Origin of the sequence: Oerskovia paurometabola (assembly GCF_016907365.1) — a bacterium.
Lineage (GTDB): Bacteria > Actinomycetota > Actinomycetes > Actinomycetales > Cellulomonadaceae > Oerskovia > Oerskovia paurometabola.
The window spans coordinates 2,522,722-2,548,408 of record NZ_JAFBBV010000001.1; the positions used below are offsets into that span (position 1 = coordinate 2,522,722).

The 25,687-nt window shown below is 72.6% G+C and carries 21 protein-coding genes; 4 read left to right on the forward strand and 17 right to left on the reverse strand.

Features of this window, described 5'->3' with window-relative positions; all coding sequences use genetic code 11:
- Positions 1-34 precede the first annotated feature (34 nt).
- The 6 genes from acnA to JOD48_RS11375 form a co-directional block, all read right to left on the reverse strand.
- Complete coding sequence (gene acnA, locus JOD48_RS11350; protein ID WP_204809105.1) at positions 35-2,803, reverse strand: aconitate hydratase AcnA; 2,769 nt, start codon at positions 2,801-2,803, stop codon at positions 35-37.
- A 191-nt stretch (positions 2,804-2,994) separates the two neighbouring features.
- Positions 2,995-5,514, reverse strand: coding sequence for an HAD-IC family P-type ATPase (locus tag JOD48_RS11355; protein ID WP_307824107.1), 2,520 nt, complete (start codon positions 5,512-5,514; stop codon positions 2,995-2,997).
- Between the two features lie 67 nt (positions 5,515-5,581).
- A complete protein-coding gene (locus JOD48_RS11360) occupies positions 5,582-6,598 on the reverse strand; it encodes a magnesium and cobalt transport protein CorA (protein WP_191792052.1) in 1,017 nt (338 codons plus the stop codon).
- Positions 6,599-6,670: 72 nt separating this feature from the next.
- Entirely contained in the window at positions 6,671-7,804 is a 1,134-nt protein-coding gene (locus JOD48_RS11365) for a glycosyltransferase (RefSeq protein ID WP_204809107.1), read from the reverse strand.
- A gap of 145 nt (positions 7,805-7,949) precedes the next feature.
- The gene (locus JOD48_RS11370) at positions 7,950-9,227 is read right to left on the reverse strand and encodes a class I SAM-dependent RNA methyltransferase (protein WP_204809110.1); all 1,278 of its coding nucleotides are present in this window, start codon (positions 9,225-9,227) and stop codon (positions 7,950-7,952) included.
- 124 nt (positions 9,228-9,351) lie between these two features.
- The gene (locus JOD48_RS11375; RefSeq protein ID WP_191792049.1) at positions 9,352-11,364 is read right to left on the reverse strand and encodes an APC family permease; all 2,013 of its coding nucleotides are present in this window, start codon (positions 11,362-11,364) and stop codon (positions 9,352-9,354) included.
- A 260-nt stretch (positions 11,365-11,624) separates the two neighbouring features.
- Here JOD48_RS11375 and JOD48_RS11380 point away from each other — a divergent pair, with 260 nt between their 5' ends.
- Together JOD48_RS11380 and JOD48_RS11385 are read left to right on the forward strand one after the other, a co-directional pair.
- A complete protein-coding gene (locus tag JOD48_RS11380; protein ID WP_191792101.1) occupies positions 11,625-12,278 on the forward strand; it encodes a potassium channel family protein in 654 nt (217 codons plus the stop codon).
- A complete protein-coding gene (locus JOD48_RS11385) occupies positions 12,278-12,991 on the forward strand; it encodes a potassium channel family protein (protein WP_191792048.1) in 714 nt (237 codons plus the stop codon). Before JOD48_RS11380 ends, JOD48_RS11385 begins: the two co-directional genes overlap by 1 nt.
- Positions 12,992-13,051: 60 nt before the next feature.
- Here JOD48_RS11385 and JOD48_RS11390 read toward each other — a convergent pair whose 3' ends face one another.
- From JOD48_RS11390 to dut, 4 genes are all read right to left on the reverse strand, one after another.
- Positions 13,052-13,963, reverse strand: coding sequence for a DUF3159 domain-containing protein (locus JOD48_RS11390; RefSeq protein ID WP_204809112.1), 912 nt, complete (start codon positions 13,961-13,963; stop codon positions 13,052-13,054).
- A gap of 34 nt (positions 13,964-13,997) precedes the next feature.
- On the reverse strand, positions 13,998-14,366 hold the full coding sequence (locus JOD48_RS11395) for an OB-fold nucleic acid binding domain-containing protein (RefSeq protein WP_138824289.1): 369 nt from the start codon (positions 14,364-14,366) through the stop codon (positions 13,998-14,000).
- 2 nt (positions 14,367-14,368) lie between these two features.
- Complete coding sequence (locus JOD48_RS11400) at positions 14,369-15,127, reverse strand: DUF3710 domain-containing protein (RefSeq protein ID WP_204809114.1); 759 nt, start codon at positions 15,125-15,127, stop codon at positions 14,369-14,371.
- 150 nt (positions 15,128-15,277) lie between these two features.
- Positions 15,278-15,781: a dUTP diphosphatase gene (gene dut, locus JOD48_RS11405; RefSeq protein WP_307824300.1), complete on the reverse strand. Its 504-nt coding sequence runs from the start codon at positions 15,779-15,781 to the stop codon at positions 15,278-15,280.
- 120 nt (positions 15,782-15,901) lie between these two features.
- Here dut and JOD48_RS11410 point away from each other — a divergent pair, with 120 nt between their 5' ends.
- Positions 15,902-16,420 carry a DUF3093 domain-containing protein gene (locus tag JOD48_RS11410; protein ID WP_191792045.1) on the forward strand — a complete coding sequence of 173 codons (519 nt, stop codon included), beginning with the start codon at positions 15,902-15,904 and terminating at the stop codon, positions 16,418-16,420.
- An 84-nt stretch (positions 16,421-16,504) separates the two neighbouring features.
- Here JOD48_RS11410 and JOD48_RS11415 read toward each other — a convergent pair whose 3' ends face one another.
- From JOD48_RS11415 to JOD48_RS11425, 3 genes are all read right to left on the reverse strand, one after another.
- Entirely contained in the window at positions 16,505-16,804 is a 300-nt protein-coding gene (locus JOD48_RS11415; RefSeq protein WP_030152516.1) for a DUF4193 domain-containing protein, read from the reverse strand.
- A 239-nt stretch (positions 16,805-17,043) separates the two neighbouring features.
- Positions 17,044-17,901, reverse strand: a complete 858-nt coding sequence (locus tag JOD48_RS11420; RefSeq protein ID WP_307824108.1) for an inositol monophosphatase family protein — start codon at positions 17,899-17,901, stop codon at positions 17,044-17,046.
- A 3-nt stretch (positions 17,902-17,904) separates the two neighbouring features.
- Complete coding sequence (locus tag JOD48_RS11425; RefSeq protein WP_307824109.1) at positions 17,905-18,555, reverse strand: trimeric intracellular cation channel family protein; 651 nt, start codon at positions 18,553-18,555, stop codon at positions 17,905-17,907.
- Between the two features lie 133 nt (positions 18,556-18,688).
- Between JOD48_RS11425 and sepH the strand changes: the two genes are divergently transcribed.
- Positions 18,689-19,966, forward strand: a complete 1,278-nt coding sequence (gene sepH, locus JOD48_RS11430; RefSeq protein ID WP_204809116.1) for a septation protein SepH — start codon at positions 18,689-18,691, stop codon at positions 19,964-19,966.
- Between the two features lie 49 nt (positions 19,967-20,015).
- Here the strand turns inward: sepH and JOD48_RS11435 are convergent, their stop codons facing one another.
- From JOD48_RS11435 to JOD48_RS11450, 4 genes are all read right to left on the reverse strand, one after another.
- Positions 20,016-20,681 carry a thymidine kinase gene (locus JOD48_RS11435; protein ID WP_191792042.1) on the reverse strand — a complete coding sequence of 222 codons (666 nt, stop codon included), beginning with the start codon at positions 20,679-20,681 and terminating at the stop codon, positions 20,016-20,018.
- 83 nt (positions 20,682-20,764) lie between these two features.
- Positions 20,765-21,937: an alkaline phosphatase family protein gene (locus JOD48_RS11440; RefSeq protein WP_191792041.1), complete on the reverse strand. Its 1,173-nt coding sequence runs from the start codon at positions 21,935-21,937 to the stop codon at positions 20,765-20,767.
- A complete protein-coding gene (locus tag JOD48_RS11445; RefSeq protein WP_191792040.1) occupies positions 21,934-22,533 on the reverse strand; it encodes a DUF5998 family protein in 600 nt (199 codons plus the stop codon). Before JOD48_RS11445 ends, JOD48_RS11440 begins: the two co-directional genes overlap by 4 nt.
- 61 nt (positions 22,534-22,594) lie before the next feature.
- Complete coding sequence (locus JOD48_RS11450; RefSeq protein WP_307824110.1) at positions 22,595-25,600, reverse strand: GNAT family N-acetyltransferase; 3,006 nt, start codon at positions 25,598-25,600, stop codon at positions 22,595-22,597.
- Positions 25,601-25,687 lie beyond the last annotated feature (87 nt).

Sequence of the window (25,687 nt, forward strand, 5' to 3'; positions counted from 1 at the left end):
GGCCCGACGGCGCCGCACCCGCGGCGGACGCTCGTCAGTCGTTGACGAGCGAGCGCAGCACGTACTGCAGGATGCCGCCGTTGCGGTAGTAGTCGGCCTCACCCGGGGTGTCGATGCGCACGACGGCGTCGAACTCGACGGAGGTGCCGTCGGCCTTGGTCGCGGTGACCTTGACCGCCCGGGGCGTCGTGCCCTCGTTGAGCGCCGTGACGCCCGAGATGTCGAACGTCTCGGTGCCGTCCAGGCCCAGCGACCCTGCCGACTCGCCGGCCGGGAACTGCAGCGGCAGGACGCCCATGCCGATCAGGTTCGAGCGGTGGATGCGCTCGAAGCTCTCGGTGATGACGGCCTTGACGCCCAGGAGCGCCGTGCCCTTGGCGGCCCAGTCACGCGACGAGCCGGAGCCGTACTCCTTGCCACCCAGGATGACGAGCGGCGTGCCCGCCGCGGCGTAGTCCTGCGCGGCGTCGTAGATCGTGTCCTGAGCGTTCTTCACGAAGTTGAACGTGAAGCCGCCCTCGACGTTGTCGAGGAGCTGGTTGCGCAGGCGGATGTTCGCGAACGTGCCGCGGATCATGACCTCGTGGTTCCCGCGGCGCGAGCCGTAGGAGTTGAAGTCGCGACGCTCGACGCCGTGCTCGGCGAGGTACACACCGGCCGGCGAGTCCGCCTTGATGGACCCGGCAGGGCTGATGTGGTCGGTCGTGACCGAGTCGCCCAGCTTGGCCAGCACGCGGGCACCCGAGATGTCGGTGACCGGGGACGGCTGCGCCGACATGCCCTCGAAGTACGGAGGCTTGCGGACGTAGGTGGACTGCTGGTCCCACTCGAACGTGTTGCCCTCGGGGGTGGACAGGGCGCGCCAGCGCTCGTCACCCGTGAAGACGTCCGCGTAGTCCTTGGTGAACATCGCACGGTCGATCGAGGAGTCGATCGTCGCCTGGACCTCTTCCGGCGTGGGCCAGATGTCGCGCAGGAAGATCGGCGAGCCGTCCTCGTTGCGTCCCAGCGGGTCGTGCTCGAAGTCGAACTCCATGGTGCCCGCGAGGGCGTACGCGATGACCAGCGGCGGGGAGGCCAGGTAGTTCATCTTGACGTCGGGGTTGATGCGACCCTCGAAGTTGCGGTTGCCCGAGAGCACCGAGACGACCGACAGGTCGTGCTCGTTGACGGCCTCGGAGACCTTCTCGTCGAGCGGGCCCGAGTTGCCGATGCAGGTCGCGCAGCCGTAGCCCACGAGGTGGAAGCCGAGCTTCTCGAGGTAGGGCCACAGGCCCGCCTTCTCGTAGTAGTTCGTGACGACCTGCGAGCCCGGGGCCATGGAGGTCTTGACCCACGGCTTGGCCTCCAGGCCCTTCTCGACGGCCTTCTTCGCGAGCAGCGCCGCGGCGAGCATCACGGACGGGTTCGACGTGTTGGTGCACGACGTGATCGAGGCGATCGCGACCGCACCGTGGAACAGGTCGAACTGCTTGCCGTTGGTGTCCGTGACCGGGACGGTCCGGCGCCCGTTGGCGTGGATCGCGGGCGAGTCGGAGGCCGGGAAGGACTCCTTCTCGGCCTCGTCGACGACGTCGACGACCTCGGGGGCGTAGGTCGGCAGGTCGCGGGCGAACGCGGACTTGGCGTTCGACAGCTCGATGCGGTCCTGGGGACGCTTGGGGCCGGCGATCGAGGGGACGACCGTCGAGAGGTCGAGCTCGAGGTACTCGGAGAAGACCGGCTCGACGTAGCTCGGGTCGGTCGGGTCGAGCCAGAGGCCCTGCTCCTTGGCGTAGGCCTCGACGAGCGCGAGCTGCTCCTCGGACCGGCCCGTCAGGCGCAGGTAGTCGACCGTGACCGAGTCGATCGGGAAGATCGCGGCGGTCGAGCCGAACTCGGGGCTCATGTTGCCGATGGTGGCGCGGTTGGCCAGCGGCACGGCCGCGACGCCCGCGCCGTAGAACTCGACGAACTTGCCGACGACGCCGTGCTGGCGCAGCATCTGCGTGATCGTGAGGACGACGTCGGTCGCGGTCACGCCCGAGGGGATCTGGCCGCTGAGCTTGAAGCCGACGACGCGCGGGATGAGCATCGAGACGGGCTGTCCGAGCATCGCGGCCTCGGCCTCGATGCCGCCCACGCCCCAGCCGAGCACGCCCAGGCCGTTGACCATGGTCGTGTGCGAGTCGGTGCCGACGCACGTGTCGGGGTAGGCCCTCAAGACGTCCCCGTCAGCAGTGCTCACGGTACGCGTCATGACGGTGCGCGCCAGGTACTCGATGTTGACCTGGTGGACGATGCCGGTGCCCGGGGGGACGACCTTGAAGTCGTCGAACGCCGTCTGGCCCCAGCGCAGGAACTGGTAGCGCTCGTGGTTGCGCTGGTACTCGAACTCGACGTTGCGCTCGAACGCGTCGCGGCGGCCCGCGACGTCGATCTGCACCGAGTGGTCGATGACCATCTCGGCGGGCGCGAGCGGGTTGATGCGCGACGGGTCGCCGCCGAGGTCCGCGACGGCCTCACGCATGGTCGCGAGGTCCACGACGCAGGGCACGCCCGTGAAGTCCTGCATGATGACGCGACCCGGCGTGAACTGGATCTCGGTGTCGGGCTGCGCGTCGGGGTCCCAGGCGGCGATGGCACGCACGTGGTCCGCGGTGATGTTGGCGCCGTCCTCGGTGCGCAGAAGGTTCTCCGCGAGGATCTTCAAGCTGTACGGGAGGCGCTGCGCGCCTTCGACCGCGGAGAGACGGAAGATCTCGTACGAGTTCTCACCGACCTCCAGTGTTCCCTTCGACCCGAACGTGTCGACGCTGCTCACGGTTGCTCCTTCTACCTGGCGAGGGTGGTGACGACCACCGCGGCCGGGGCACCGCGCGGGCTCTGCGGCCCGCGCCGTGCACCCGGCACGGCAGGTCGTCGAATGACGATCAAGATGGTTCTGGGGGCTTTGCCCAGCCTACGCCGGGCCGGCGACGCTCCGAAATGTCGCCGACACACAGCATAGCGCATTTATCTTGACGTCAAGATATCGACCTTGGCGCGACCGGCCGTGGACCCTCCCCCGAGCCGCGGCGTGAGCACGCGGTACACGGCCTCGATCGCGACCCACCCCACGACCACGGCGATCGCGATGACCACCGCCTCGCTCGCCGTCGGGACCTGGAGCGCGAAGAAGTCCCGCACCCACGGGACCGCCACCGCGAGCGCCGCGCAGGCCGCGAGCGCAGCGATCAGCGCGATCTTCCACCCGTTGACCGGGCGCGCCTGGATGCCCACGATCCACAACGACACCCCGATGAGCACGAGCGTCGCGGCCGAGCGTGCGTCGTCCGTCCCGACGAGCGGGCGCAGGTACCCGTACACGGCCAGGATCACGGCCCCGATCACCACGCCCGCCGGGATCGCGAAGCTCAGCACGCGCCGCAGGAACCCGGCGAGGTAGCGGCGGTCGTTGGGCGGCAGCGCGAGGAAGAACGCCGGGATGCCGATCGTGAGCGAGCCCGCGAGCGTCATGTGCCGTGGCAGGAACGGGTACGGCCACACGAGCAGCACGACCGACACCGCGAGGATCGCGGCGTACGTCGTCTTGGCGAGGAACAGGCTCGCGACGCGCTCCATGTTCGCCATGACCCGGCGCCCCTGCCCCAGCACCCCGGGGAGCGTCGCGAACCGCCCGTCGACCAGCACGACCCGCGCGACGGCCTTGGTCGCGGGCGCGCCGTTGCCCATCGCGATCCCGAGGTCCGCGTCCTTGAGCGCCAGGGCGTCGTTGACGCCGTCGCCCGTCATGCCGACGACGTGGCCGCGGGACTGGAGCGCGTGCACGATCGCGCGCTTCTGCTCGGGCGTCACGCGCCCGTACACGTCGTGCGCGGCGACGACGTCGGCGAGCTCGTCGGGGTCGGTCGGCAGCTCGCGCGCGTCGAAGCCCTCGACCCTGACCCCCTCCCCGTGCAGCCCGACCGAGGTCGCGATCGCCGCGACCGTGTCGGGGTTGTCGCCCGAGATGACCTTGGCCCGGGTCCCCTGGCGCCGGAAGTACTCGAGCGTCTGCGCGGCGTCGGGGCGGATGCGCTCTCCGAGCACCGCGAGCAACGCGGGGGCGAGGTCGGACGGGAGGGGCGCCTGCGCCGTCGGGAGTCCGGTCGGGGCGTGCGCGAGCAGGACCACGCGCGCCCCCGTGCCCGCGGACTCGTGGACCTCGGCGAGCGCGGTCGCCGCCGGACCGTCGGTGCGCCCGGCGAGCAGGATCTCGGGCGCTCCCAGCACGAACGCCCCCGCGCCGGTGCGCACCGCGCTCCACTTGCGCGCCGAGGAGAAGGGGACGGCCTCGGCGACCGCGGCGGGCGCCGTGTCCGCGAGCCCCTCGGCGAGCGCCTTGGACGTCGCGTTGCCGTCCGGGTCGGCCGCGAGCGCCGCGAGCGCTTCGCGCGCGCCCTCGACGGCGGCCAGGGGGCGCAGCGCGGTCAGGGCGACGTGCCCATCGGTGAGGGTGCCGGTCTTGTCGAGGCACAGGACGTCGACGCGTGCGAGGATCTCGACCGCGGGCAGCTCCTGGACGAGGACCTTCTGGCGTGCGAGCAGCGTGGCCGCGATCGCGAAGTTGAGCGAGGTGAGCAGGACCAGGCCCTCGGGGATCATCCCGACGACGCCCGCGACGGCCGCCACGACGCCGTCGCGCCACGTCCCGTCCGCGATCGACTCGCGCACGCCGCCCGTGTAGTACAGCTGGCTCCAGAACAGCAGCAAGGAGATGGGCACGATCCCGATCGAGACGACCTTGAGGATCTTGTTGACGCCCTCGCGCAGCTCGGAGCGGACGACCGAGAACTTCTTGGCCTCGGAGGTGATGCGCTGGGCGTACCCCTCCTCGCCCACGCGCACCACGCGGCACACCGCGGCGCCTGCGACGACGGCCGACCCGGAGAGCACCTCGTCGCCCACGGCCTTGCGCACGGGGCGCGACTCCCCCGTGAGCATGGACTCGTCGACCTCGAGCCCTGTGACGTCGAGCACCCGGGCGTCGGCCGGGACCTGGTCGCCCGTCCCGACGAGCAGCACGTCGTCGAGGACCACCTCGTCGAGCGCGACCTGCTGCTCGGTGCCGTCCCGCACGACCCGGGCGTAGGGCGCGGTGAGGATCGAGAGACGGTCGAGCGTCCGCTTGGCCCGGTACTCGGTGACGATGCCGATCGCCGCGTTGATGACGACCACGAACCCGAAGACCGCGTCGGGCCACCTGCCCGTGAGGAGGACGAGCGTCACGGCGATCGCGAGGATCAGGTTGAACAGCGTGAAGACGTTGGAGCGCAGGATCGCGGTCAGCGAGCGCGAGGTCGAGCGGGTGGTCAGGTTGGTCTGCCCGGCCCGGACGCGCGCCGCGACCTCCTGGGCGCTCAGCCCGGGTTCCGCGCCGGGACGTGACGCGGGGGTGCCGTCCTGCGGTCCCGTCCCCCGGCCCGACGGCGGAGCGCCCGCCGGGCCCTGGGGTCCGGTCGCGGACGTGTCGTCGTCGGCGAGGCTGCTCACCCCTCGATTGTGCCCGCCGCGCGCCGCCGTGCCCTGTCGAGGCTGGACGAACGAGCGCCCGGACGCGTCACAACCACCGGTGGTGCTTGAAGATCGCGTAGAGGGTGAACCCCATCGCGACCATCGCGAGGATCGCGAGCGGGTACCCGTAGACCCAGTCCAGCTCGGGCATCCGGGCGAAGTTCATGCCGTAGATCGTGCCGACGAGCGTGGGGGCGAACAGGATCGCCGCCCAGGACGAGATCTTCTTGACCTCCTCGCCCTGCGCGAGGCTCGTCTCGGAGAGCCTGCGCATCTCCTCGTTCTGGTGCTGCGCGACGAGCGTGGCCTGCACCATGAGGGCGTTCTGCAGGAGCACCCGGAACGAGTCGGCCTGCTCCGCGAGACGCAACGAGTGGTCGAGCACATCGCGCAGGTTCCGCTGGAGCTCGATGTCGACGCCGTACTTCTCGGAGCCGCGCTCGAGCGCCTGGAGGATGCCGACGACCGGGTGGGTGGCGCGCTGGAAGGCGATGACCTCGCGCGAGAGCTCGTAGATCCGTCGTGAGACGGCGGGGTCCCCGCTGAACAGCTGGTCCTCGATCTCGTCGATGTCGTTCTGCAGCCCGGCGACCACAGGGGCGTACTCGTCGACGACCTGGTCGAGCACCGCGTAGAGGATGGCCTCCGGACCGAGGCGCAACAGCTCGGGCGTCGCCTCCAGGCGGCGGCGGACCGCGCCGACGTCCGGGGACTCGGCGTGGCGGACCGTCACGACGTAGTCGGGCCCGACGAAGACGTGCAGCTCGCCGAACTCGACGCGCTCCTCGGCGTCCAGGTAGCGGGCCGGACGCAGGACCACGAAGAGGTTGTCGTCGTAGCGTTCGAGCTTGGGCCGCTGGTGGGCCGCGATCGCGTCGTCGACGGCGAGACGGTGCAGCGAGAACTCGTCGGCGACCGCACGGATCTCGGCCTCGCTCGGCCGGTAGAGCCCGATCCACGCGAGCCCGCGCCGCTCGCGCAGCGTCTCGAAGGTCTCGTCGAGGCTCGACGGGTTGGCCGTGCGCCGTCCGTCGACGTAGACCGCGTTGTCGACGATCCCCATGCGTGCACCCTTCCGGTCGGTCGGTCGCGTCCGTCCGGAGCGCGGCGACCATCATGGCAGGTGGCGTGGGTCCTACTCGTCGTCGCGCGTCGTGCCCGACGGTTCACCCGTCAACGGGGTGACGCGCTCGGGGGTGTCCTTGCGCGGTCGGTAGACGACCTGGGCGTGGAAGACGAAGCGCAGGAGGAACGCGACGACGAGGGTCAGCGCCTGGGCGACCACGGGCGGCATCCCCGTCAGGACGACGAGCCAGTGCAGGAACGGCAGCCGCACCGCGGCCTCGATGCCGTTGAACGTGAAGGACTGCGCGGCACGCCGCCACACGCTGCGCCCCTCCGAGCGCAGGTCGTGGAACACGAAGTGCTCGAGCAGCAGGAAGTTCGTCACGATCGTGACCGCGGCCGAGACCACCGCGGCGGGCATGTAGTGCACGCCGAACTGCTCCAGACCCCACATGATCGCGAGGTTCATGACCGCGCCGAACGCGCCCACGAGCGCGAACGTCGACAGCCGGCCGAACCGCAGCGCCGTGAGCTGCTGGAGGTACCGCAGCCCGTTCGCGAACGTCGCCTTCGACTCGCCGGCGAACCTCTCCCCGAAGACGAACGGCTCCTCGACCACCGCCACCTTGTTGCGCGCGAGGACCTCGAGCAGGATCTTGAACCCTCGGGGGCGCAGCCCCGCGAGATCGATCGACGCCGTGCGGACGGCGAAGAACCCGGTCATGGGGTCGGTCACGTTCCGCAGCCGCACCGGGAACATCGAGCGGGCCAGCAGCGAGGACGCGGTCGACACGAGGTGACGCCAGCGCCCGTCGAGACCGCCCGCATCACCTCCCCCGACGTAGCGGGAGGCGACCACGACATCGGCTCCGGTCTCCCGAGCGGTCTCCAGGAGCACCGGAACCATCTCCGGCGGGTGCTGCAGGTCCCCGTCCATGACCACGACCCACTCGCCCCGCGCGGCCCGCAACCCCTCGACCACCGCGCCGCTCAGCCCACCGACCGGGTCGTCCCGGTGCAGCAGCCGCACGGGCAGCCGCGAGGACGTGGCCACCCGCTGGATCACGTCGGGGGTGTCGTCTCGGGAGTCGTCGACGAACAGCAGCTCCGCGTCGAGCCCTTCGACCGCGTCGCCGAGTCGGCGCACGAGCTCGCCCACGTTCGGACCCTCGTTGAACGTCGGAACCACCACGGTGACCTGCATGCGCCCTCTTCTGCTCATCAGGCCGGCGGGACCCGGCACGTCCACCCATCGTCTCCCGAGACGGGCACGGGCGACAGGCGAACGCCGGCTGTCCCGGTGCCGTCCGCACGAAGGTACAGGTCAGGGGTTCCGGACGCCCCCCGGCTCACCGCGTGAGGACCGCGATCGCCTCGACGTGGTGGGTGTGCGGGAACAGGTCGTACCCGGTGACCGACTCGACCGCGTACCCGTGCTTCGCGAAGTAGGCGATGTCGCGGGCCAGGGCCGCGGGGTCGCACGCGACGTAGACCACGCGGGGGGCCTGGAGCGCGGCGACCGCGTCGACGACCTTGCGCCCGGCGCCCGTGCGCGGCGGGTCGAGGACCACGACGTCGGCCGTCGGCGCGGCGTGGTCCTTGGCCGCGAGCACCTTCTCGACCGGGCCGTGGTGGAGCTCGACCTGCGGCTTCTCGAACGCGTTGCGGCGGGCGTCCTTGACGGCCCGCTCGTCGCCCTCGATCGCCACGACGCGCCCGGTCTCGCCGACGGCGTCGGCGAGCGGCAGCGTGAAGAGTCCGGCGCCCGAGTACAGGTCGACCACGGTCGCCTCGTCGAGCGGTCCGGCGGCCCGCAGCACGGCCTCCGCGAGCAGCGCGGGTGCCTCGCGGTGGACCTGCCAGAAGCCGTCGGCGGCCACGCGGAACGAGTGCTCGGTCCCGGCGACCGTGACGGTCTCGGTCACGGCCCGACGTGCGTGGGGTCGCCGATCGATGTGGCCCGAGTGCCAGACGACACCGTCGACCAGCAGGATCGGGTCGCCGCCCCCTGCCGGCGCCACGAGCTCGAGGGTCGTCCCCGGACGCCAGCGACGCGTGAAGACCTCCTCGGCCTCGGCGAGGGCCGCGACCTCGGGCGTCGCGAGCGGCATCTCGTCGAGCGCGACGACGTCGTGCGAGCGGAACACGCGCATGCCCGCACGGCCCTGGTCGTCGGCGACCAGGTCGATGCGCGTGCGATAGCCGAGGCCACCCCGCTCGTCGTCCCCGGGCGCACCCTCAACCTCTACCTGAAGGTCAAGGCCGGCGAGGCGCTTGAGCTGCTCCTGCAGGACCGCGGCCTTCCACCGGCGCTGCGCGGGCAGGGACACGTGCGAGAGCTCGCCGCCTCCTGCCCCGCCAGGACCTGCCGCGGGCCAGGCTACGGGGACCCGGTCCTCGGAGGCCTCGAGGATCTCGACGGCGTCGGCGCGCCAGAACTTGGCAGCCTCCCCGTCGTCGGTGATCCGGGCCAGCACCCGCTCGCCGGGCAGCGCGTGCCGGACGAAGATGACGCGCCCGTCGAGTCGCGCGACGCAGTGGCCGCCGTGCGCGACAGGTCCGACCTCGAGCTCGACCAGAGGTTGAGACTCGGGGGCGGTGGACGTGGGGTTCAGGGTTTCAGACACTCCCCTAGTATCCCGGACGCGAACCGCTCCGGGCTCCGGACCGTTCGCCGACGGGGCGTGGGACCGCACACGTTGTCGGCGGACCGGAGACCGACCCCGGTCGCGCGGGCGGCCCGTGGCGCGCTCAGTAGCGGCGGTTGATCCGCTGCTGGGCCGCGAAGTTCTCCTTCTCGAGCCCCGTCTGACCCTTGGTCGACGACAGCTGCCACGGCACCGAGGCCACGACGACGCCCGGGGTGAACAGGAGCCGGCCCTTGAGCCGCAGCGCGCTCTGGTTGTGCAGCAGGTGCTCCCACCAGTGCCCCACGACGTACTCGGGGATGTAGACCACGACGAGGTCGCGCGGGCTCTCCCGACGGATCGAGCGCACGTAGGACAGGATCGGGCGCGTGATCTCGCGGTACGGCGAGTCGAGGACGCGCAGCGGGACCGGGAGGTCGAGGGCCTCCCACTCGGCGGTGAACTCGGCGACCTCCTCGGGGTCCACGCCGACCGTCACGGCCTCCAGCACGGAGGGACGCGACGCACGGGCGTAGGCGAGCGCGCGCATGGTCGGCTTGTGCAGCTTGGAGACCAGGACGAGGGCGTGGACGCGGCTCGGCAGGGCACGTGCCGCGGCCGGGTCCTCGCCCAGGGTGAGCTCCTCGCTCACCGAGTCGTAGTGCTTGCGGATGGCCCGCATGAGCACGAACACCACGCCCATGGCGAGGATCGCGATCCACGCACCGTGCGTGAACTTGGTCAGCAGCACGATGATCAGGACCGTGCCCGTCATGCCGAAGCCGATCGCGTTGACGACGCGGGACCGCTTCATCTTGGTGCGGAAGCGCGGGTCCGGGGTCGTGCGCAGCTCGCGTGTCCAGTGCTTGATCATGCCGAGCTGCGAGAGCGTGAAGGACACGAAGACGCCCACGATGTAGAGCTGGATCAGGCGCGTGACCTGCGCGTCGAAGGCCCAGATCAGGGCGATCGCCGCGACCGCGAGGGTCACGATCCCGTTCGAGAACGCGAGCCGGTCGCCGCGCGTGTGGAGCTGACGCGGGAGGTAGCCGTCCTTGGCCAGGATCGAACCCAGCACCGGGAACCCGTTGAACGCCGTGTTCGCGGCGAAGACGAGGATCAGCCCCGTCACCGCGGCAACCAGGTAGAACGCGAGCGGGAAGCCCTGGAAGATCGCCTGCGCGAGCTGGCCGATCACCGGGTCCTGCACGAAGTCGGCGGGCACGGGCTGGCCGTCGATCGTGAGCTGCTCGGCCGGGTTCTCGGCGAAGTGCACGCCGGTCTTCTGCGCGAGGAAGAGGATCGCCATGATCATGAAGGCCGAGATCGACCCGAGCAGCGCGAGCGTCGTGGCCGCGTTGCGGGACTTGGGCTTCTTGAACGCCGGCACGCCGTTGCTGATGGCCTCGACACCCGTGAGCGCGGCACAGCCCGACGCGAAGGCTCGCGCGACGAGGAACGCCCCTGCGATCCCGGTCAGCCCCTGGTCGAAATGGCTCTCCGCGACGAGCTGGTAGGACGCACTCTCGGCCATGGGCAGGGTCCCCGTGGCGTACCGCACGAACCCGACCACGGCCGTCATCCCGATGGCGAACATGAACAGGTAGACCGGGATCGCGAAGAAGGACCCGGACTCCTTGACCCCTCGCAGGTTCACCAGGGTCAGCAGCACCACGAGCGTGATCGCGAACGCCGCCTCATGACCCCGCAGGAACGGCATGGCTGCCGCCGCGTACTGGGCTCCCGAGGAGATCGACACGGCCACCGTGAGGACGTAGTCGACCATGAGCGCCGAGGCCACGCCGACACCGGCCGTGGGGCCGAGGTTGACCGTGGCGACCTCGTAGTCACCGCCGCCCGACGGGTAGGCGTGCACGTTCTGGCGGTACGACGCGACCACGGTCAGCAGGACCACGACGACCGCGAGACCCACCCACGGGGAGATCGTCGTGGCCGCGAGGCCCGCGATCGACAGGGTCAGGAGGATCTCGTCGGGGGCGTACGCCACCGAGGAGAGCGCGTCCGAGGCGAAGACCGGGAGCGCGATGCGCTTCGGCAGCAGGGTGTGCCCCAAGTCGTCGCTGCGGACGGGACGTCCGAGCAACAGGCGTTTGGCGGCATCAGCGATATCCGACACGTTGGCCCATGCTAGGCCCTCCAGGTGCCGTTGACCCCTCCACCGCCCCGACGGATCTCCGCGAGGGCTCCGCCGCACCATCCTCGGCCCCGCCGCCGCGCCCGCTCGTGCCGGCCGGTGCCAGCCGGTGCCAGCCGGTGCCAGCCGGTACCGACGTGTACCGGCCTGTGCCGACGTCTACCGACGTCTACCGACGTGTACCGGCCTGTACCGGCAAGGCGCGCGTGCGCGGTAGCGTTTCGTCCGTGCACTTCGTGATCATGGGATGTGGCCGTGTCGGCGCCACCCTCGCCCAGTCTCTCGAGAACCGCGGCCACTCGGTCGCCGTGGTCGACCAGAACCCCGACGCCTTCCGACGGCTGTCCGCGGAGTTCTCCGGCAAGAAGGTGACGGGGCTGGGTTTCGACCGGGACACCCTGGTCCAGGCGGGGATCGAGGACGCGTACGCGTTCGCCGCGGTCTCCGACGGGGACAACTCCAACATCCTCGCTGCCCGCGTGGTCCGCGAGACCTACGGCGTCGACAACGTCGTGGCCCGCATCTACGACCCGCACCGCGCCGAGATCTACCAGCGCCTCGGCATCCCGACCGTCGCGACGGTCCGGTGGACCTCCGACCAGGTGCTGCGCAGGATGCTCCCTCTCGGCGCGACCGACGAGTACCGCGACCCCTCGGGGCAGGTCCGGCTCGCGCAGACCGACTTCCACCCCGAGTGGGTCGGGCGCTCCGTGGCGACGATCGAGTCCGCGACCGGAGCGCGCGTCGCGTTCCTGGGCCGGTTCGGCGAGGGCGTCCTCGCGACCCCCAGCACCGTCCTGCAGGAGAACGACGTGCTGCACGTGCTCATGCGCGCTGCCGACGCGCCCACGGTCGAGCGCCTCCTCACGCACGCCCCCAAGATCGAGGAGAACTGATGCACGTCGTCATCGTCGGAGCCGGTTCCGTCGGGCGCTCGATCGCCCGCGAGCTGCTCAGCCACGACCACGAGGTCATGATCATCGACAAGCAGCCTGCCGCGATGCGCGTCGCGCAGGTCGCCGACGCCGACTGGCTCCTCGCCGACGCGTGCGAGCTCTCGACCCTCGCCGAGGCGAAGGTCGACGAGTGCGACGTGATCGTCGCGGCCACGGGCGACGACAAGGTCAACCTCGTCGTCTCGCTCCTCGCGAAGACCGAGTTCGGGGTCCCGCGAACCGTCGCGCGCGTCAACAACCCCAAGAACGAGTGGATGTTCGACGAGTCGTGGGGCGTCGACGTCGCAGTCTCGACGCCCCGCATCATGACGTCGATGGTCGAGGAGGCCGTCGCGGTCGGCGACCTGGTCCGGATCTTCACGTTCCACCAGTCGGGCGCGGACATCCTCGAACTCACGCTGCCGCCCGACTCGCCGCTCATCGGCACGCGTGTCGGCCAGGTGGCCTGGCCCCAGGACACCGTGCTCGCGGCGATCGTCCGCGGGACCCAGCCCATCGCGCCGAGCATCGACGACACGCTCGAGGTCGGCGACGAGCTGCTCATCGTCACGGGCCGCGACGTCGACGAGGCCGAGCTCCTGCGGATCCTGATCAACCCGTCGCCCGACGAGGGCACCGGGATCATCGACGAGACGACCGGCCTGCCCGTCTGAGCCGGCGTGGCTCCGCGCGGGCCTTCGGACCTGGGGAGGGGCGCGGCCCTGTCAGCGGCCTCAGACGCTCGCGGGGGCGGCGTCGGCGTGCGGGCGACGGACCAGCAGCCACGTCAACCAGAGCGTCAGCGCCCACAACGGGATCCCCATGACGAGGCGGGCCGTGCCGAGCCAGGCCACCGCGTCCTCCCCGGCCATGAACAGGGGGACCTGGACGGCCAGGCGCACGGCGAACATCCCGACCCACAGCCACGTCGCCAGCGCGTAGCGGCGCATGAGCGCCGCGTCCCCGCGCCAGCGCTGGGCCCACGCCCGGAATGCGCCGGGAGCCGGCTCGTCCTGGGCGTCCTCGACGCTGCCAACCCTGCCCTCGGCGCCCTCCCCCGAGGCGACGGACGCTCCCGAGGCCGTGGCGCCGTCGGGCACGTCGCTCGCCGCGACCGCGGCCTTGACCTTGTCCCCGTCCGTCCACCCGCTGCGCAGCGCCTCGACGACGAGGCCCACCACGGGCCACCGGACCAGCACCGAGACGGCCATCGCCACCAGGTAGGCCGCGTTCGTGAGCAGTCCCGCCGCGTAGTAGTTCTGCGCCTCGCCCGAGCGCCACGCCCACAGCACGCCGATCGCGACGCCCAGGAAGCCCCCGAACGCCTGCGTGACGGGCGTGCGCTGGACCAGGCGGGCCGCCACGGCCACGAGCGCGACCGCGACCGACGCGATCAGCGCGGGACGCAGGGTGTTGCCCGTCACGATGAACACGACCACGAACACGAGGCCCGGAGCCATGGACTCCACGAGCCCGCGCACCCCGCCGATGGTCTCGGCGAGCGAGAACGACTCCCCCGCCAGGGCGCGCACGCCTCGGGCGGCCCCCTCGTCCGGTGGGACGACGTCGTCGATCGCGTCGGCGACCTCCTCGACCTCCTGGGCGGGGTCCACCGGGCCGCGCTCACGCGTGGGCTCGTGCGTCATGTCGTCTCTCTCGCCAGCAGGAAGGGTCACGGACTCACTCGCCTGCGCGGGGGCGCAGCTCGTAGCGGGGGTTGAACATGGTGCGACGGCCCGCGATCTCGCAGACCAGCCCCTCGACGCGGACACGCCGACCGGGCTCGACGCCCGCGATACGACGGCGGCCCAGCCACACCAGGTCGAGCGAGCCCGACCCGTCGTAGAGCTCGGCCTCGACCGTCGGCACGCCCTCGCGCGGGCGCAGGATGACCGAGCGCATGACGCCCGAGACGGTCGCGCGCTTGCGGTTCGCAAGGTCGGAGACGGCCGAGCACCCGACCTGGCTGGCCGAGTCGTGACGCTCCTCGTCCGCGGCGATCTCCTCCTGGGAGGCCAGCACGGAGTGCAGTGCCTGGCGCAGCGTCATGGTCAGCGCCTCTCGGTGATCTCCGGCCCGCGCGTGAGCGGGTCGAAGGCGGGGAGCGAGGGAGCCGCCCCCTCCGGAGCTGCCGCGGGCCGCGGTGCCTGGCCAGGCAGGTGCATCGCGAGCAGGTCGCGCGGGGGGCGGGCGTTCTGGTCACGGACCACGACGATGTTCGCGAAGACCGACTCGAGCAGCCGGGCCGCCTCCGGGTCCGCCGCGGCCTTGCCCGTCAGGACCCCCCGCAGGAACCAGCGCGGACCGTCGACGCCCACGAACCGGGCCGCACGGAAGCCCTTCTGACCGTCCGGGCCCGTCGCCGGGAGCTTCGCGAGCAGCTCGCGACCGAACGTCCCGGGGATGTCGTCGACCGTCCCGCCCTGCTGACGAACGGACTCGGCGATCTCCTCCCGGATCTCGTCCCAGATGCCCATGGTCTTGGGAGCCGCGAACGCCTGGATCTGCAGCGCGGAACCGTTGACCGCCACGGCGGCCCCCGTGATCTTCTGCGTCTTCTTGTCGACCTCCATGCGCAGCTCCATGCCCGGGACGCCCGGCAGCCAGATGGCCCCGAGGTCCGCACGGGCACCGAGCTCGCTCACCTGCGAGGAGTCGAACGGGCCGCGAGCGCCCGCCGCGGGCGCGACAGGCGCCGGGGCCCCCGGGGTGTCGACCGCCTCTGCTGCGGTCTCCTCGGTCCCGGAGCCCTCGGCGGCGACCGCTTCGTCGCTCGACTTCTGCGACGCACTACGCCGGAACAAACCCACGGACGTTCTCCTTCAGCTCTTCGCCGCGTCGACCATCGACCACGGCTCGTTCGGGACGGCGAGACCGACCCCTGCTCCTACCACCCTAGACCGATGCGCCGCCCGCGTGACCGTCCTCGGCCACGGGCGAACACCCCGGCATCGTGGGGCTCACCGCGCCGCGACCCACCCGCCGCTCGACCCGAACCCGCCCTCGCCGCGGTGCGAGCCCGGCAGCCGCTCGGCCTGCAGGAAACGCGCGTGCTCGACCCTCTGGACGACGAGCTGGGCGATACGGTCCCCCCGGTGCAGCACGACGGGGACCTGTGGGTCCGTGTTGTGCAGGATCACCTTGATCTCGCCGCGGTACCCCGCGTCGACGGTGCCGGGCGCGTTGACGATCGTCAGACCGTGCCTGGCTGCGAGGCCCGAGCGGGGGTGGACGAACGCGGCATACCCGTCGGGCAGCGCGATCGCGAGCCCGGTCGGGACCGTCGCCCGGCCCTGCGGCGCGATCTCCACGTCCACGGTCGTCACGAGGTCCGCACCGGCGTCGCCCGGGTGGGCGTAGGCGGGGACCGGGGTCACGTCGTCGAGGAGCTGGACCAGCACCTCGACGTCGCCCGGTCGGGCGGGCACGGGGGCGAGGGCGGTCGGGGCCGCCGGTTCGTCGATGGGCACCCGCAGAGCCTAGTCCGCGGCGGGCGGACCCGCGAACACCCGGACAGCAGGCCGTGCTCCCGCTCCCTCCCCACGCACGGCGAGCACGTCGGAAGGACCTGGGATGATGGGCACATGCCTCAGCCTGCCCCTGCCTACAGCGAACGCCTGCTCCCCGGTCCGGGCGGGTGGTCCGCCGCCGCCGCCTTCGCCGTCATCCTCGGTGTGGCGCTGTGGCCCGTCGACGACGTGCTGTCGATCAGCACGGCGGTCGTGGCCCTCGTGGTGCTCCTCGTGCTCGCGTGGTGGACCTCGCCCGTGGTCTCGGTGTCCCCCGGCCCCGACGGCCTTCCTGTCCTGCGCGCCGGTCGGGCCACGATCCCGACGTCGCTCCTGGGGTCCGTCACGGCGCTCGACCGCGCGGCCATGACGCGCGAGCTCGGGCCCTCGCTCGACGCCCGTGCGTACGTCTGCCTGCGTGCCTGGGCACGAACCGGTGTGCGCGTCGAGCTCGTCGACCCGGCCGACCCGACCCCGTACTGGCTCGTCTCCACCCGGCACGCGGCCGACCTCGCCGCGGCCCTGGCAGCGAGCGCCCCCGCGGCGGGCGCAGGGACGGGCAGCGCGTCCGACGCCGGGCCGTCCCCCCGCTGAGCCCGCGCCCCCGCTGACCCCGGACGCGCGGACGGCCGCCACCCCTCGAGGGGTGGCGGCCGTCCGTCGTTGGGGCTCAGGCCGTCAGGCCGCGCACTCCGAGCAGATCTGCTGCCCGTTCTTCTCGTACGCGAGCTGGCTGCGGTGGTGCACGAGGAAGCAGCTCGAACAGGTGAACTCGTCAGCCTGTCGAGGCAGCACGCGGACCGAGAGCTCTTCGCCGGAGAGGTCCGCGCCCGGGAGCTCGAACCCTTCCGCAGCTTCGGTCTCGTCTTCGTCCACAACGCCCGAGCTCTTGTCAGAGCGACGAGCCTGCAGCTCTTGGATCGAGTCCTCGCTGAGATCCTCTTCGCTCTTGCGGGGGGCGTCGTAGTCAGTTGCCATCTGTGGGGTCACACTCCGGAACGTCGTGGTCGAACATGGGGGTCGTTCGGTCCGGCGAAGGCCGTCGAACAGGCACTCCGTAGGACGTGTTGCTGGACGTCCTGACTGGTGTACGCGGTGTAATGCTCAGCCACCAGGAATTGTTCCCGGGGGCGAACGGATTCTGCACCATTTACCGCCCCGGCGCATCCCCGACGCGAGTGGTCCTCGTCACCCCTCACCAGGCCCGACGGGTTCCCTCACGGGGCGCCGTCAGAATCGGCACCGGCCGCCTCCAGGACCACGACCAGGTCCGACACGGCCTGCGGCGCACCGGCGACCGTCATCTCGACCCCGGCCGCCCGCCCGCGCAGCCCCGTCACCGTGGCGCCCGCCTCCTGCGCGACGAGCGCTCCCGCCGCGAGGTCCCAGGGGTTGAGGCCGCGCTCGTAGTACAGGTCCAGGCTGCCGGTCGCGACGAGGCACAGGTCGATCGCGGCCGAGCCGATCCGACGGATGTCCCGCACCTGCGGCAGCACGTCCACCAGCACCTGCGCCTGGTGGCGCCGCCGGTCGGAGTCGTACCCGAAGCCCGTCCCGACGAGGGAGGTCGCGAGCGGGCCCGCGGGGTTGACGGCCACGGGCTCGCCGTCGAGGGTCGCGCCGGCGCCGAGCCCGGCCGTCCAGGTCCGGCCGTCGACGATCGAGTGCACGGCGCCCGCGAGCACGGTCCACTCGGCCGGGTCGGGCGGACCGGCCACCACGGCGACCGAGATCGCGTACGAGGCGACCGAGTACAGGTAGTTCACCGTGCCGTCGATCGGGTCGATGACCCAGGTCAGCCCGGACGTGCCCGCCGACGCCCCCTCCTCCTCGCCGAGGATCGCGTCGTCGGGCCGCTCGCGGGCGATGATGCGCCGCAGCAGGGCCTCGGACTCGGCGTCCATGGCCGTCACGACGTCGACCGCGCTCGACTTGGTCGCGGCCACCTCGACGTGCTCGGGCCGGCCGTCGCGCACGAGCGCCCCGGCCTCCCTGGCCAGGCGCTCGGCGAGGGCTCGCAGCCCCGCGATCGTGACGTCGTCGGGCAGGCGGGGGTCATCGATGAAGAAGGTCACGCCTCACATCCTGCCCGACCCCGCTCCGCCCCGACGACCCGACCACGGGCCGGGGACGGTCCAGCCGAGCCGCAGCGAGACCAGCCGGAAGCCGAAGATGAGCGCGATCGTCGCGAGCTGTGTCCACCCCGTGAGCCAGCCCTCGCGCCACAGGACGGCCGTGATGAGCGCCCCCACGATCGCGGGCACGGCGTAGAGCTGGCGGTCCTGGAGGATGAGCGGCGCCTCGCTCGTGAGCAGGTCGCGCAGGATCCCGCCCCCGATCCCCGTCAGGGTGCCGACGATCACCGCGGCCATGAGGCCCACCCCGTAGTCGAGACCCTTGGTCGTCCCGACGATCACGAACAGCGCGAGCGCCCCCGCGTCGAGCACGACGATGCCGCGCCGCATGCGTTCGAGGCGCGGGTGGAAGAAGTAGATGACCACGCCCGCGGCCAGTGCCGCCACCACCAGACGCCAGCTCGAGATCCCCACGGGGGGCGTCGCGCCGATCAGCACGTCGCGCAGGATCCCGCCGCCCAGGCCTGTCGCCCAGGCCAGCACGAGCACCCCGAAGATGTCGAAGGACTTGCGGATCGCGGACAGACCGCCGGACAGTGCGGCGCAGAACACAGCGCCCAGCTCGAGGACGTCGTCCATCGGGAACTCGATCACGGGGAGAATCATCCCAGCAGACCCCGGAACGCGGCACACCGAGCCGCCTGCGCCGCGACGGCGATCCGGGATGGCACTCTCGGGAGTGCAGGCCCACCGGCGACGAGCCGGTCTGCACGGCGTTGGAGGATTCATGAACGAGCTCGAGCTGGTGAGGTTGCACGAGGACGGGGAGACCCTCGTCCTCACCGGGGCCGACGGTGCGCGGTTCACGCTGCCCATCGACGACGCGCTGCGCGCCGCGGTGCGCCGCGACCGCACCCAGCTCGAACAGCTGCGCGCCCAGGCCCCCGGCGTCCTTCCCGTGCGCGAGATCCAGTCCCAGCTGCGCGCCGGGCACAGCGCCCGGGAGGTCGCCGAGAAGGCGGGCATCCCGATCGAGCAGGTGCGCCGCTTCGAGGGGCCCGTGCTCGCCGAGCAGGAGTTCGTCGTCGAGCAGGTGCGCAAGAACCGCCTGGGGCACGACGAGTCCTCCCCCACCCTGGGCGAGCTCGTCTCGGAGCGGTTGACGGCCCGCGGCGTCGAGCCCGAGGACGTCGAGTGGTCCGCGGCCCGCCCCCACGGCGCGGCGTGGACCGTCACGGCCCTGTTCCTCATCGGGGACCGCGCCCGCAGCGCCCGCTGGTCCTACGACCCCTCGTCCCGGTCTCTGCACGCGCTCGAGGACGAGGCCCGCTGGCTCTCCGGGGCCATGCCCGAGGAGGAACCCGTGCGGGGCGTGCGGGGCGCGATCTTCGATCACGCGGCGCGCGGCGGCGGGCAGGCCCCGTCGGCGGCGTCGCCCGAGCGAGGTCCGGACACCGACCGGTCCGAGGGCCTTGCGGACGTCCCCGTCGTCGAACCCCTGCCGCTGCACGAGGACACGACCTCGATCCTCGACGACCTGAGCCAACGACGCGGGGTGCGTCAGCACCGCGACGACGACCCGGCGCTCTTCGAGGGCTTCGGCCCGCCGCAGACGTTCGACCTGGGCGACCGGTCCTCGCGCCGCGACGACGCGCGCGGCGACGAGGAGTCCGCGGGAGCCAAGGTCATCACCCTGGGTCAGGTCGGGCGCCAGGGAGCGCACCACCGGCCCGACGACGGCGCTCACCCGTCCCGGTCGGCCCGCCGTGACGCGGGCCAGGACGAGAGCCAGGACCCGGCCGAGGAGCCTCCCGACCAGGCCGCGCGCGACGCCCACCCCGCGGGGTCGGGCCGCCACGAGCACCTCTCCGGGGACGACCGGTCGACCGACGTCGGGTCAGACGAGCACGCACCGGTCGGCACCGCGCGCGCCCACCGCGACGACGCCGAAGAACGCAGCCGGCCCGCGACTCCCCCGGCCGAGCCGCGGCGCAGCGGGCGCAAGCCCCGCGCGAGCGTGCCCAGCTGGGACGAGATCGTCTTCGGGGCCAAGCCCGAGCACTGACGAGCGACCGCGGGCGGGCCACCGCCCGCCCGCGTCGCCGCGGTCGCCCTCAGCCCGCCGCCGGGTCGTCCGACAGGTCGAGCGCCAGACCGTCCCCGCTCGTCGAGCGCAGCCGCGCCGACGCGGAGGTCATGCGTCGCATGTGGTGCCGTCGGCACAGGACCTCGTACGCGACCTCGCTCGCGCTGTCGGTGTCCCCCACCACGACCTGCGCACCCTCGACGACCATCCAGCCGTCGACCGTGCGCGCGTTGTGCGTCGCACGGGCGCCGCACCAGCACAGCGCCTGGACCTGGAGCACCTCGACACGGTCCGCCAGCTCGATGAGCCGCGCCGAGCCCGGGAACAGGTGCGAGCGGAAGTCCGCCGTGATGCCGAACGCGAAGACGTCGATCTCGACCTCGTCGACCAGGCGAGCGAGCTGCTCGACCTGGGTCGTCGAGTAGAACTGCGCCTCGTCGCAGATCAGGTAGTCCACGGTCTCGCCGTGCCGACGCGCGTCGACCACGAACGACCAGAAGTCGGTGTCGTCACGGACCTCGTGCGCGGCGACCTCGAGGCCGAGGCGCGAGGAGAGCCGGTCCGTCCCCGCACGGTCGTTGCGGGAGAACTTGAGCCCCGTGCGGCCCCGCGCCGAGTGGTTGTGGTCGAGCTGCAGGGCGAGGGTGGACTTTCCGCAGTCCATCGTGCCGGAGAAGAAGACCAGCTCTGCCACGGTCGTGGGCCTTTCGTGTGCGGGGAAGGTCCCCTGAGGGCGCCCGGGCGCGGGGCGCGGGCCGGGCGGGACGGGAGTCCCGGTCAGGTGGTCGTGGCGAGCAGGGGGACCTGCATCTCGGTGCGGGTCAGCGACCCGTGGACGCCGACGAGCTGGAGGGACGCCGCCGTCTGGGTGCGCGAGTCGACGACCGTGGCACGGCCACGCATCGCGACGACCACGTCCCCGATCGCGGGGAGCACGTGGTCCGCGACGGGCCCGAACCAGCCCGCGGCGACCGCGTCCTCGCGCAGCGCCACGACCGCCTGGTCGCCCAGGACCGACGACCAGCGCGCCGCGACCGCGGCAGCCTGGTCCGCGCGGGCGTAGACGTGCACCGCACGGGGCTCGCCGCCCACGAGCTCGACGCCGCGCCCCAGCTCCGGGGTCTTCGCGACGTCCCAGCGCTTCGAGCGGTCGACGTCGACCATGCCGTGGTCGGCCGTCACGATCAGCAGGGTGCCGTGCGGCAGGGACCGGGCGAGGCGTCCGAGCTCGCGGTCGAGGTCCGACAGCGCGTCGCCCCACTGCCGCGAGCGCCAGCCGTGGTGGTGACCGGCCTTGTCGACGTCGCCCCAGTAGAGGTAGACGATCCCGGGGGCCGTGAGCTCGAACGCCACGGTGTCGACGCGGTCCGCGATGGACTCGGCCGCGAGATAGCGTGCGCCGCGCAGCGCGGCCACGGTCATGCCCGAGCCCGCGAACCGGGCGGGGCCCACCGACGAGACCTCGAGCCCGGACTCGGCGAGGCGCTCGAGCACGGGCGGCTCCTGCTGCAGGGTGCGCGGGTCCGCGGCGCCCTCCCACGAGACCATGTTCGCGAGGCGGCCGGAGACCGAGTCACGCTGGGTGTAGCCCAGCATCCCGGTGCGACCGGGAGAGGTTCCCGTCCCGAACGTGCCGATCGCCGCGGCCGTCGTGCTGGGGAAGCTCGACGTGAGGACTCGAGAGGAGCCCAGCAGCGACCGCAGGAACGGCGCGTGGCCGGCGCGCTCGGTGAGGTTCTCGTGGCCCAGGCCGTCGACCAGCACGACGCACACGCGGTCGGCGGCGGGCAGGCCGAGGTCCGCGCGGGCCTGGAGGGAACGCGTGCCGGTCGAGGTCGTGAGGTCCACGCCGAGGGCACCGGCGGCGCCGGGCAGCACCGAGCTCAGGGCGAGCCCGTCGTAGCGCGGCGCGAGCAGCCCGTCCGGGAGGACCTCGGGCAGGACCGTCACCGGCTCGCCCGGCCCACGCCGTGGGCCGTCGCGGCCGACAGTGCTCTGGCGAACGCGAGGGCGTTGCGCACCGCGTCACGGCCCTCCGCCTCGGCGCTCACGCGCACCACGATGTCGTCGGGCGTGATCTGCCCCGTCAGACCGTGGTCCGCCTCGCATCCCGGGTCCGGGCACTGGGCCGGCTCCAGGTCCACCCGGGACACGGCCCCCCAGCCGATCGCGAGGGTCACCTCGATGGGCGGCGTGCCGCTGCGGTGCTTCTCCGGGTCCACGACCACGTGCGAGAGCGAGACCGAGCGCAGCTCGGTGATCGGCACCGACTCGGTGGTCGCCGCGGCCGACGCGGACGGGTTCTCGCTGTCCGCGGGGTGGTCGTCGACGTGCGCGGTGATCAGGCGGGTCGGCGTGAGGACCAGGACCGTGAGGTGGCGACGGACCTCGACGTCGAACGTCGTCTCGACGTAGACGAGGTGGGACACGAGGTCCTCACCGGCGATCGCGACGTCGAGCACGTCCTGCACGAGCTCCGGGTAGTAGCCCGCGCGGCGCAGCTGGGAGGTCAGGTCGGTCCGGGAGGGGGATTCAGCAGATGGCACCCGCGCATTCTCCCACCGTGCGGCGCGGCGGGGCCAGCCCGCCCGCGCACCTGTGGACGGCTCAGCCCGGGAGCGCACGCCGCAGGGCGTCGGCGCGCTGCGCGCCGGCCACCTGGACACGCGCGCTGAGGACCGCGGCGCCGTGCTCGGCGACCACGACCGGGTACAGCTCGACGCTGCGCAGCTCGGGCAGCTCGTCCGCCATGAGCGACATGCGCGCGAGCAGGTCCTCGATCGCCGCGGTGTCCGCCACGGGCGCCCCCATGTAGCCGAACAGGCGCGGCGCAGCACGGATCGAGCGCACCATCGTGGCGACGTCCACGTCGGTGAGCGGGGGTACTCCGTAGCTCACGTCGCCCAGGAGGTCGACCGCGTCGCCCGCGAGACCGAACGAGACGACCGGCCCGAAGAGCTGGTCCTCGGTCGAGCGCAGGACGCACGCCACACCCGCGTCGGCCATGCGCTGGACCTCGAACGGCGCGGGGCCCGTCGGCCGGTCTCCCGCGGGATCGGCGTCCGGGTCGCGGTCCTCCCCCGGCGCGGTCCGCCCAGGGTTCCCCGCGGGCAGCACGGCCGCGAGCGAGGCCCGCATCTGCCCGACGTCGTCGCGCAGCTCGTCCTCGTCGCCGATGTCGAGGCGCACTCCCCCGAGGTCCGCACGGTGGCGGAGCGACTCGGCGGTGCTCTTGAGGGCGACCGGCCAGCCGATCTCGTGCGCCGCCGCCACGGCCTCGTCGGCCGTCCGGACACGCCGCGAGGGCCACAGCTCGATGCCGTAGGCCGCGAGGAGCGCGGACGCCGTGTCCGCGTCGAGGTCGACCACGGAGTCCCCCGCGAGCGCGCCCTCCACGATCGCCCGCGCACGGTCCGAGTCGACCCCCGCCGGGCGTTCGACCGTGCCGTGGTCGGCGTCGCGCCAGCGCGCGTACCCCACGACCGCGCCGACCGCCGCGACCGCGTCCTCCGGGGTCGAGTAGGCGGGCACGTGCAGGCGTGGCCCGTCAGGGGCGGCCGGGTTCTGCGCACTGAGCTCGGTCGCCAGCCCGTGCAGCCCGAGGACGCTCGCGACCGTGGTGCGCCCGCTCGCCGCGGCGGCCCGGGCGACGGCCCGCGAGACCGTGCCGACGCGGGGTCGGACGGTGGGGACGTGCACCGCGACGACGACGTCGCACGCGTCGGGGGCGTAGAGCGCCGCGACCGCGCTCTCGATCTGCTCGTCGTCGGCGTCCTCGGGCAGGAAGGTCGAGCGGTCGGAGACCACGAGCCCGGCCGAGACCACGGCCTCGGCGACGAGCGCCGTCAGCGCTGCCGAGGACGCGAGGATCCCGATGCGCCGCCCGGTCGGCAGCGGCTGGTTCGCGAGGAGCTGGGCGATGTCGACGAGGTGGTGGGTGTTCTCGGCGTGGATCACGCCGGACTGGCGCAGCATCTCGTCGAGGGTGCGCCGCGGGGCACGGGTGGAACGCACGGCGTGCCCGGGCGGCACGACCTGCCCCGAGCGTCCGGCGGTCACGACCACGACGGGCTTGACCGAGGCCAGGCGGCGCGCGATGCGCGAGAACTTGCGCGGGTTCCCGATCGACTCGAGGTACAGGCACACGACCGAGGTCTCGGGGTCGTCCTGCCAGAACTGCATGAGGTCGTTGCCCGAGACGTCGGCGCGGTGCCCGGCGGACACGAACGACGAGATGCCGATGCCGCGGCGCAGGGCCGTCGCGAGGAGCGTCACGGCCGTGGGCGCGGACTGGCAGAAGATCCCGATGCTGCCCGCGGGGGGCACCTCCTCCGCGAGGCTCGCGTTGAGCCGGTGCCCCGCGTGGGTCGTCAGGAGCCCGTACGTCGCAGGGCCGACCACGCGCATGCCCGCGGTGTGCGCGGTGCGCAGGAGGTCGCGCTGGAGCGCGAGCCCGTCGGGACCGGTCTCGGCGAACCCCGCGGAGAGCACGACGACGGCGCGCACCCCGAGGCGTTCGAGCTCGGCCGTCGCGGCGATCGCCTCGCGGGGAGGCAGCGCCAGGAGCGCGAGGTCGACGGGCCCGGTGACGTCCGCGATGCGGTCCCTGAAGCGGACCGAGGGCGCGGCGGCCTCGTGGTCGAGCTCCTCGACCAGCTCCTCGACGAGCTCGGCGGCCACGGCGGCGTCGTGCAGGTGCCCGTGCGCGGAGCCATGACCGTGCTGGTCGTCCCGGCCGTCGTCGACCGGGCTCGGGTCCCCTCCGCCGTGACGCTCCTCGCGGTGCTCGCCACCGGGCAGGAGTGGGGGCTCGGGGCCGCGGGGCGCGGCGATGCCGACCACCTCGAACGTCCCGTCGCCCGGGTCGCGGAGCGCGTTCGCGAGCACGCGCTCGGCCAGGAGCCGGTCCGCGGTGCCGGGCGGCGCCGTCGGGCCGGGACCCACGAGCAGGACCCGGCGGGCCGTGAGCAGGCCGTGCATGGACCGGGCCTCGGCACGGTGCTCGCGGTCCGCCATGACCTCGCGCGAGCGGTCCGTCGGGTCGAGGTCGACGCTCACCGCCACGATCCCGTCGTCGACGTGCTGGCTCACGACGTAGCCGGCCTCCTGGAAGACCGCGAGCATCTTGCCGTTCTGCGGCAGCACCTCGGCGGTGAACCTGCGCACCCCTCGCTCGCGGGCCGCGGCAGCCAGGTGCTCCAGGAGCACCGACCCCAGCCCGCGCCCCTGCTCGGCGTCGGCGATGTTGAAGGCGACCTCGGCCTCGTGGGGGGTGACCTTGTCGAAGCGCGCGACGCCGATGATGTCCTCGCGCAGGTCCTGGCCGACGCGCTTGACGGCCACCAGCGCCACGCGCTCGGAGTGGTCGACGACCGTGAAGCGTTCGAGGTCCCGGTCCGAGAGCCGCTCGATGTTCGCGAAGAAGCGCAGGTAGGTCGAGCGCTCGCTCTGGCCCATGTGGAAGCGCTGGAGCGCCGGGGCGTCGGAGGGCCGGATGGGGCGGACGTGCGTCGTCGTGCCGTCGCGCAGCACGACGTCGGCCTCCCACTCGACCGGATACTGGTCCGGGTGCGGCGCCGGGTCAGGGTGGGCCGGGACGTCGTGTCCGTTCACCCGCCCTAGGCTACTGGTCGGAGCGACGCTGGTCAGCGGCGCGCCCGGCGCGCGGGAGAATGAGGGCCCGGATGTCGGTGGGCCGCG

Coding starts and splice junctions, on each gene's coding strand:
- JOD48_RS11360 (WP_191792052.1), bottom strand. CDS start 6,598: ATGGGGATCGTCGACAACGCGGTCTACGTCGACGGACGGCGCACGGCC.
- JOD48_RS11365 (WP_204809107.1), bottom strand. CDS start 7,804: ATGCAGGTCACCGTGGTGGTTCCGACGTTCAACGAGGGTCCGAACGTG.
- JOD48_RS11380 (WP_191792101.1), top strand. CDS start 11,625: ATGGGATGTGGCCGTGTCGGCGCCACCCTCGCCCAGTCTCTCGAGAAC.
- JOD48_RS11385 (WP_191792048.1), top strand. CDS start 12,278: ATGCACGTCGTCATCGTCGGAGCCGGTTCCGTCGGGCGCTCGATCGCC.
- JOD48_RS11390 (WP_204809112.1), bottom strand. CDS start 13,963: ATGACGCACGAGCCCACGCGTGAGCGCGGCCCGGTGGACCCCGCCCAG.
- JOD48_RS11395 (WP_138824289.1), bottom strand. CDS start 14,366: ATGACGCTGCGCCAGGCACTGCACTCCGTGCTGGCCTCCCAGGAGGAG.
- JOD48_RS11410 (WP_191792045.1), top strand. CDS start 15,902: ATGCCTCAGCCTGCCCCTGCCTACAGCGAACGCCTGCTCCCCGGTCCG.
- JOD48_RS11415 (WP_030152516.1), bottom strand. CDS start 16,804: ATGGCAACTGACTACGACGCCCCCCGCAAGAGCGAAGAGGATCTCAGC.
- sepH (WP_204809116.1), top strand. CDS start 18,689: ATGAACGAGCTCGAGCTGGTGAGGTTGCACGAGGACGGGGAGACCCTC.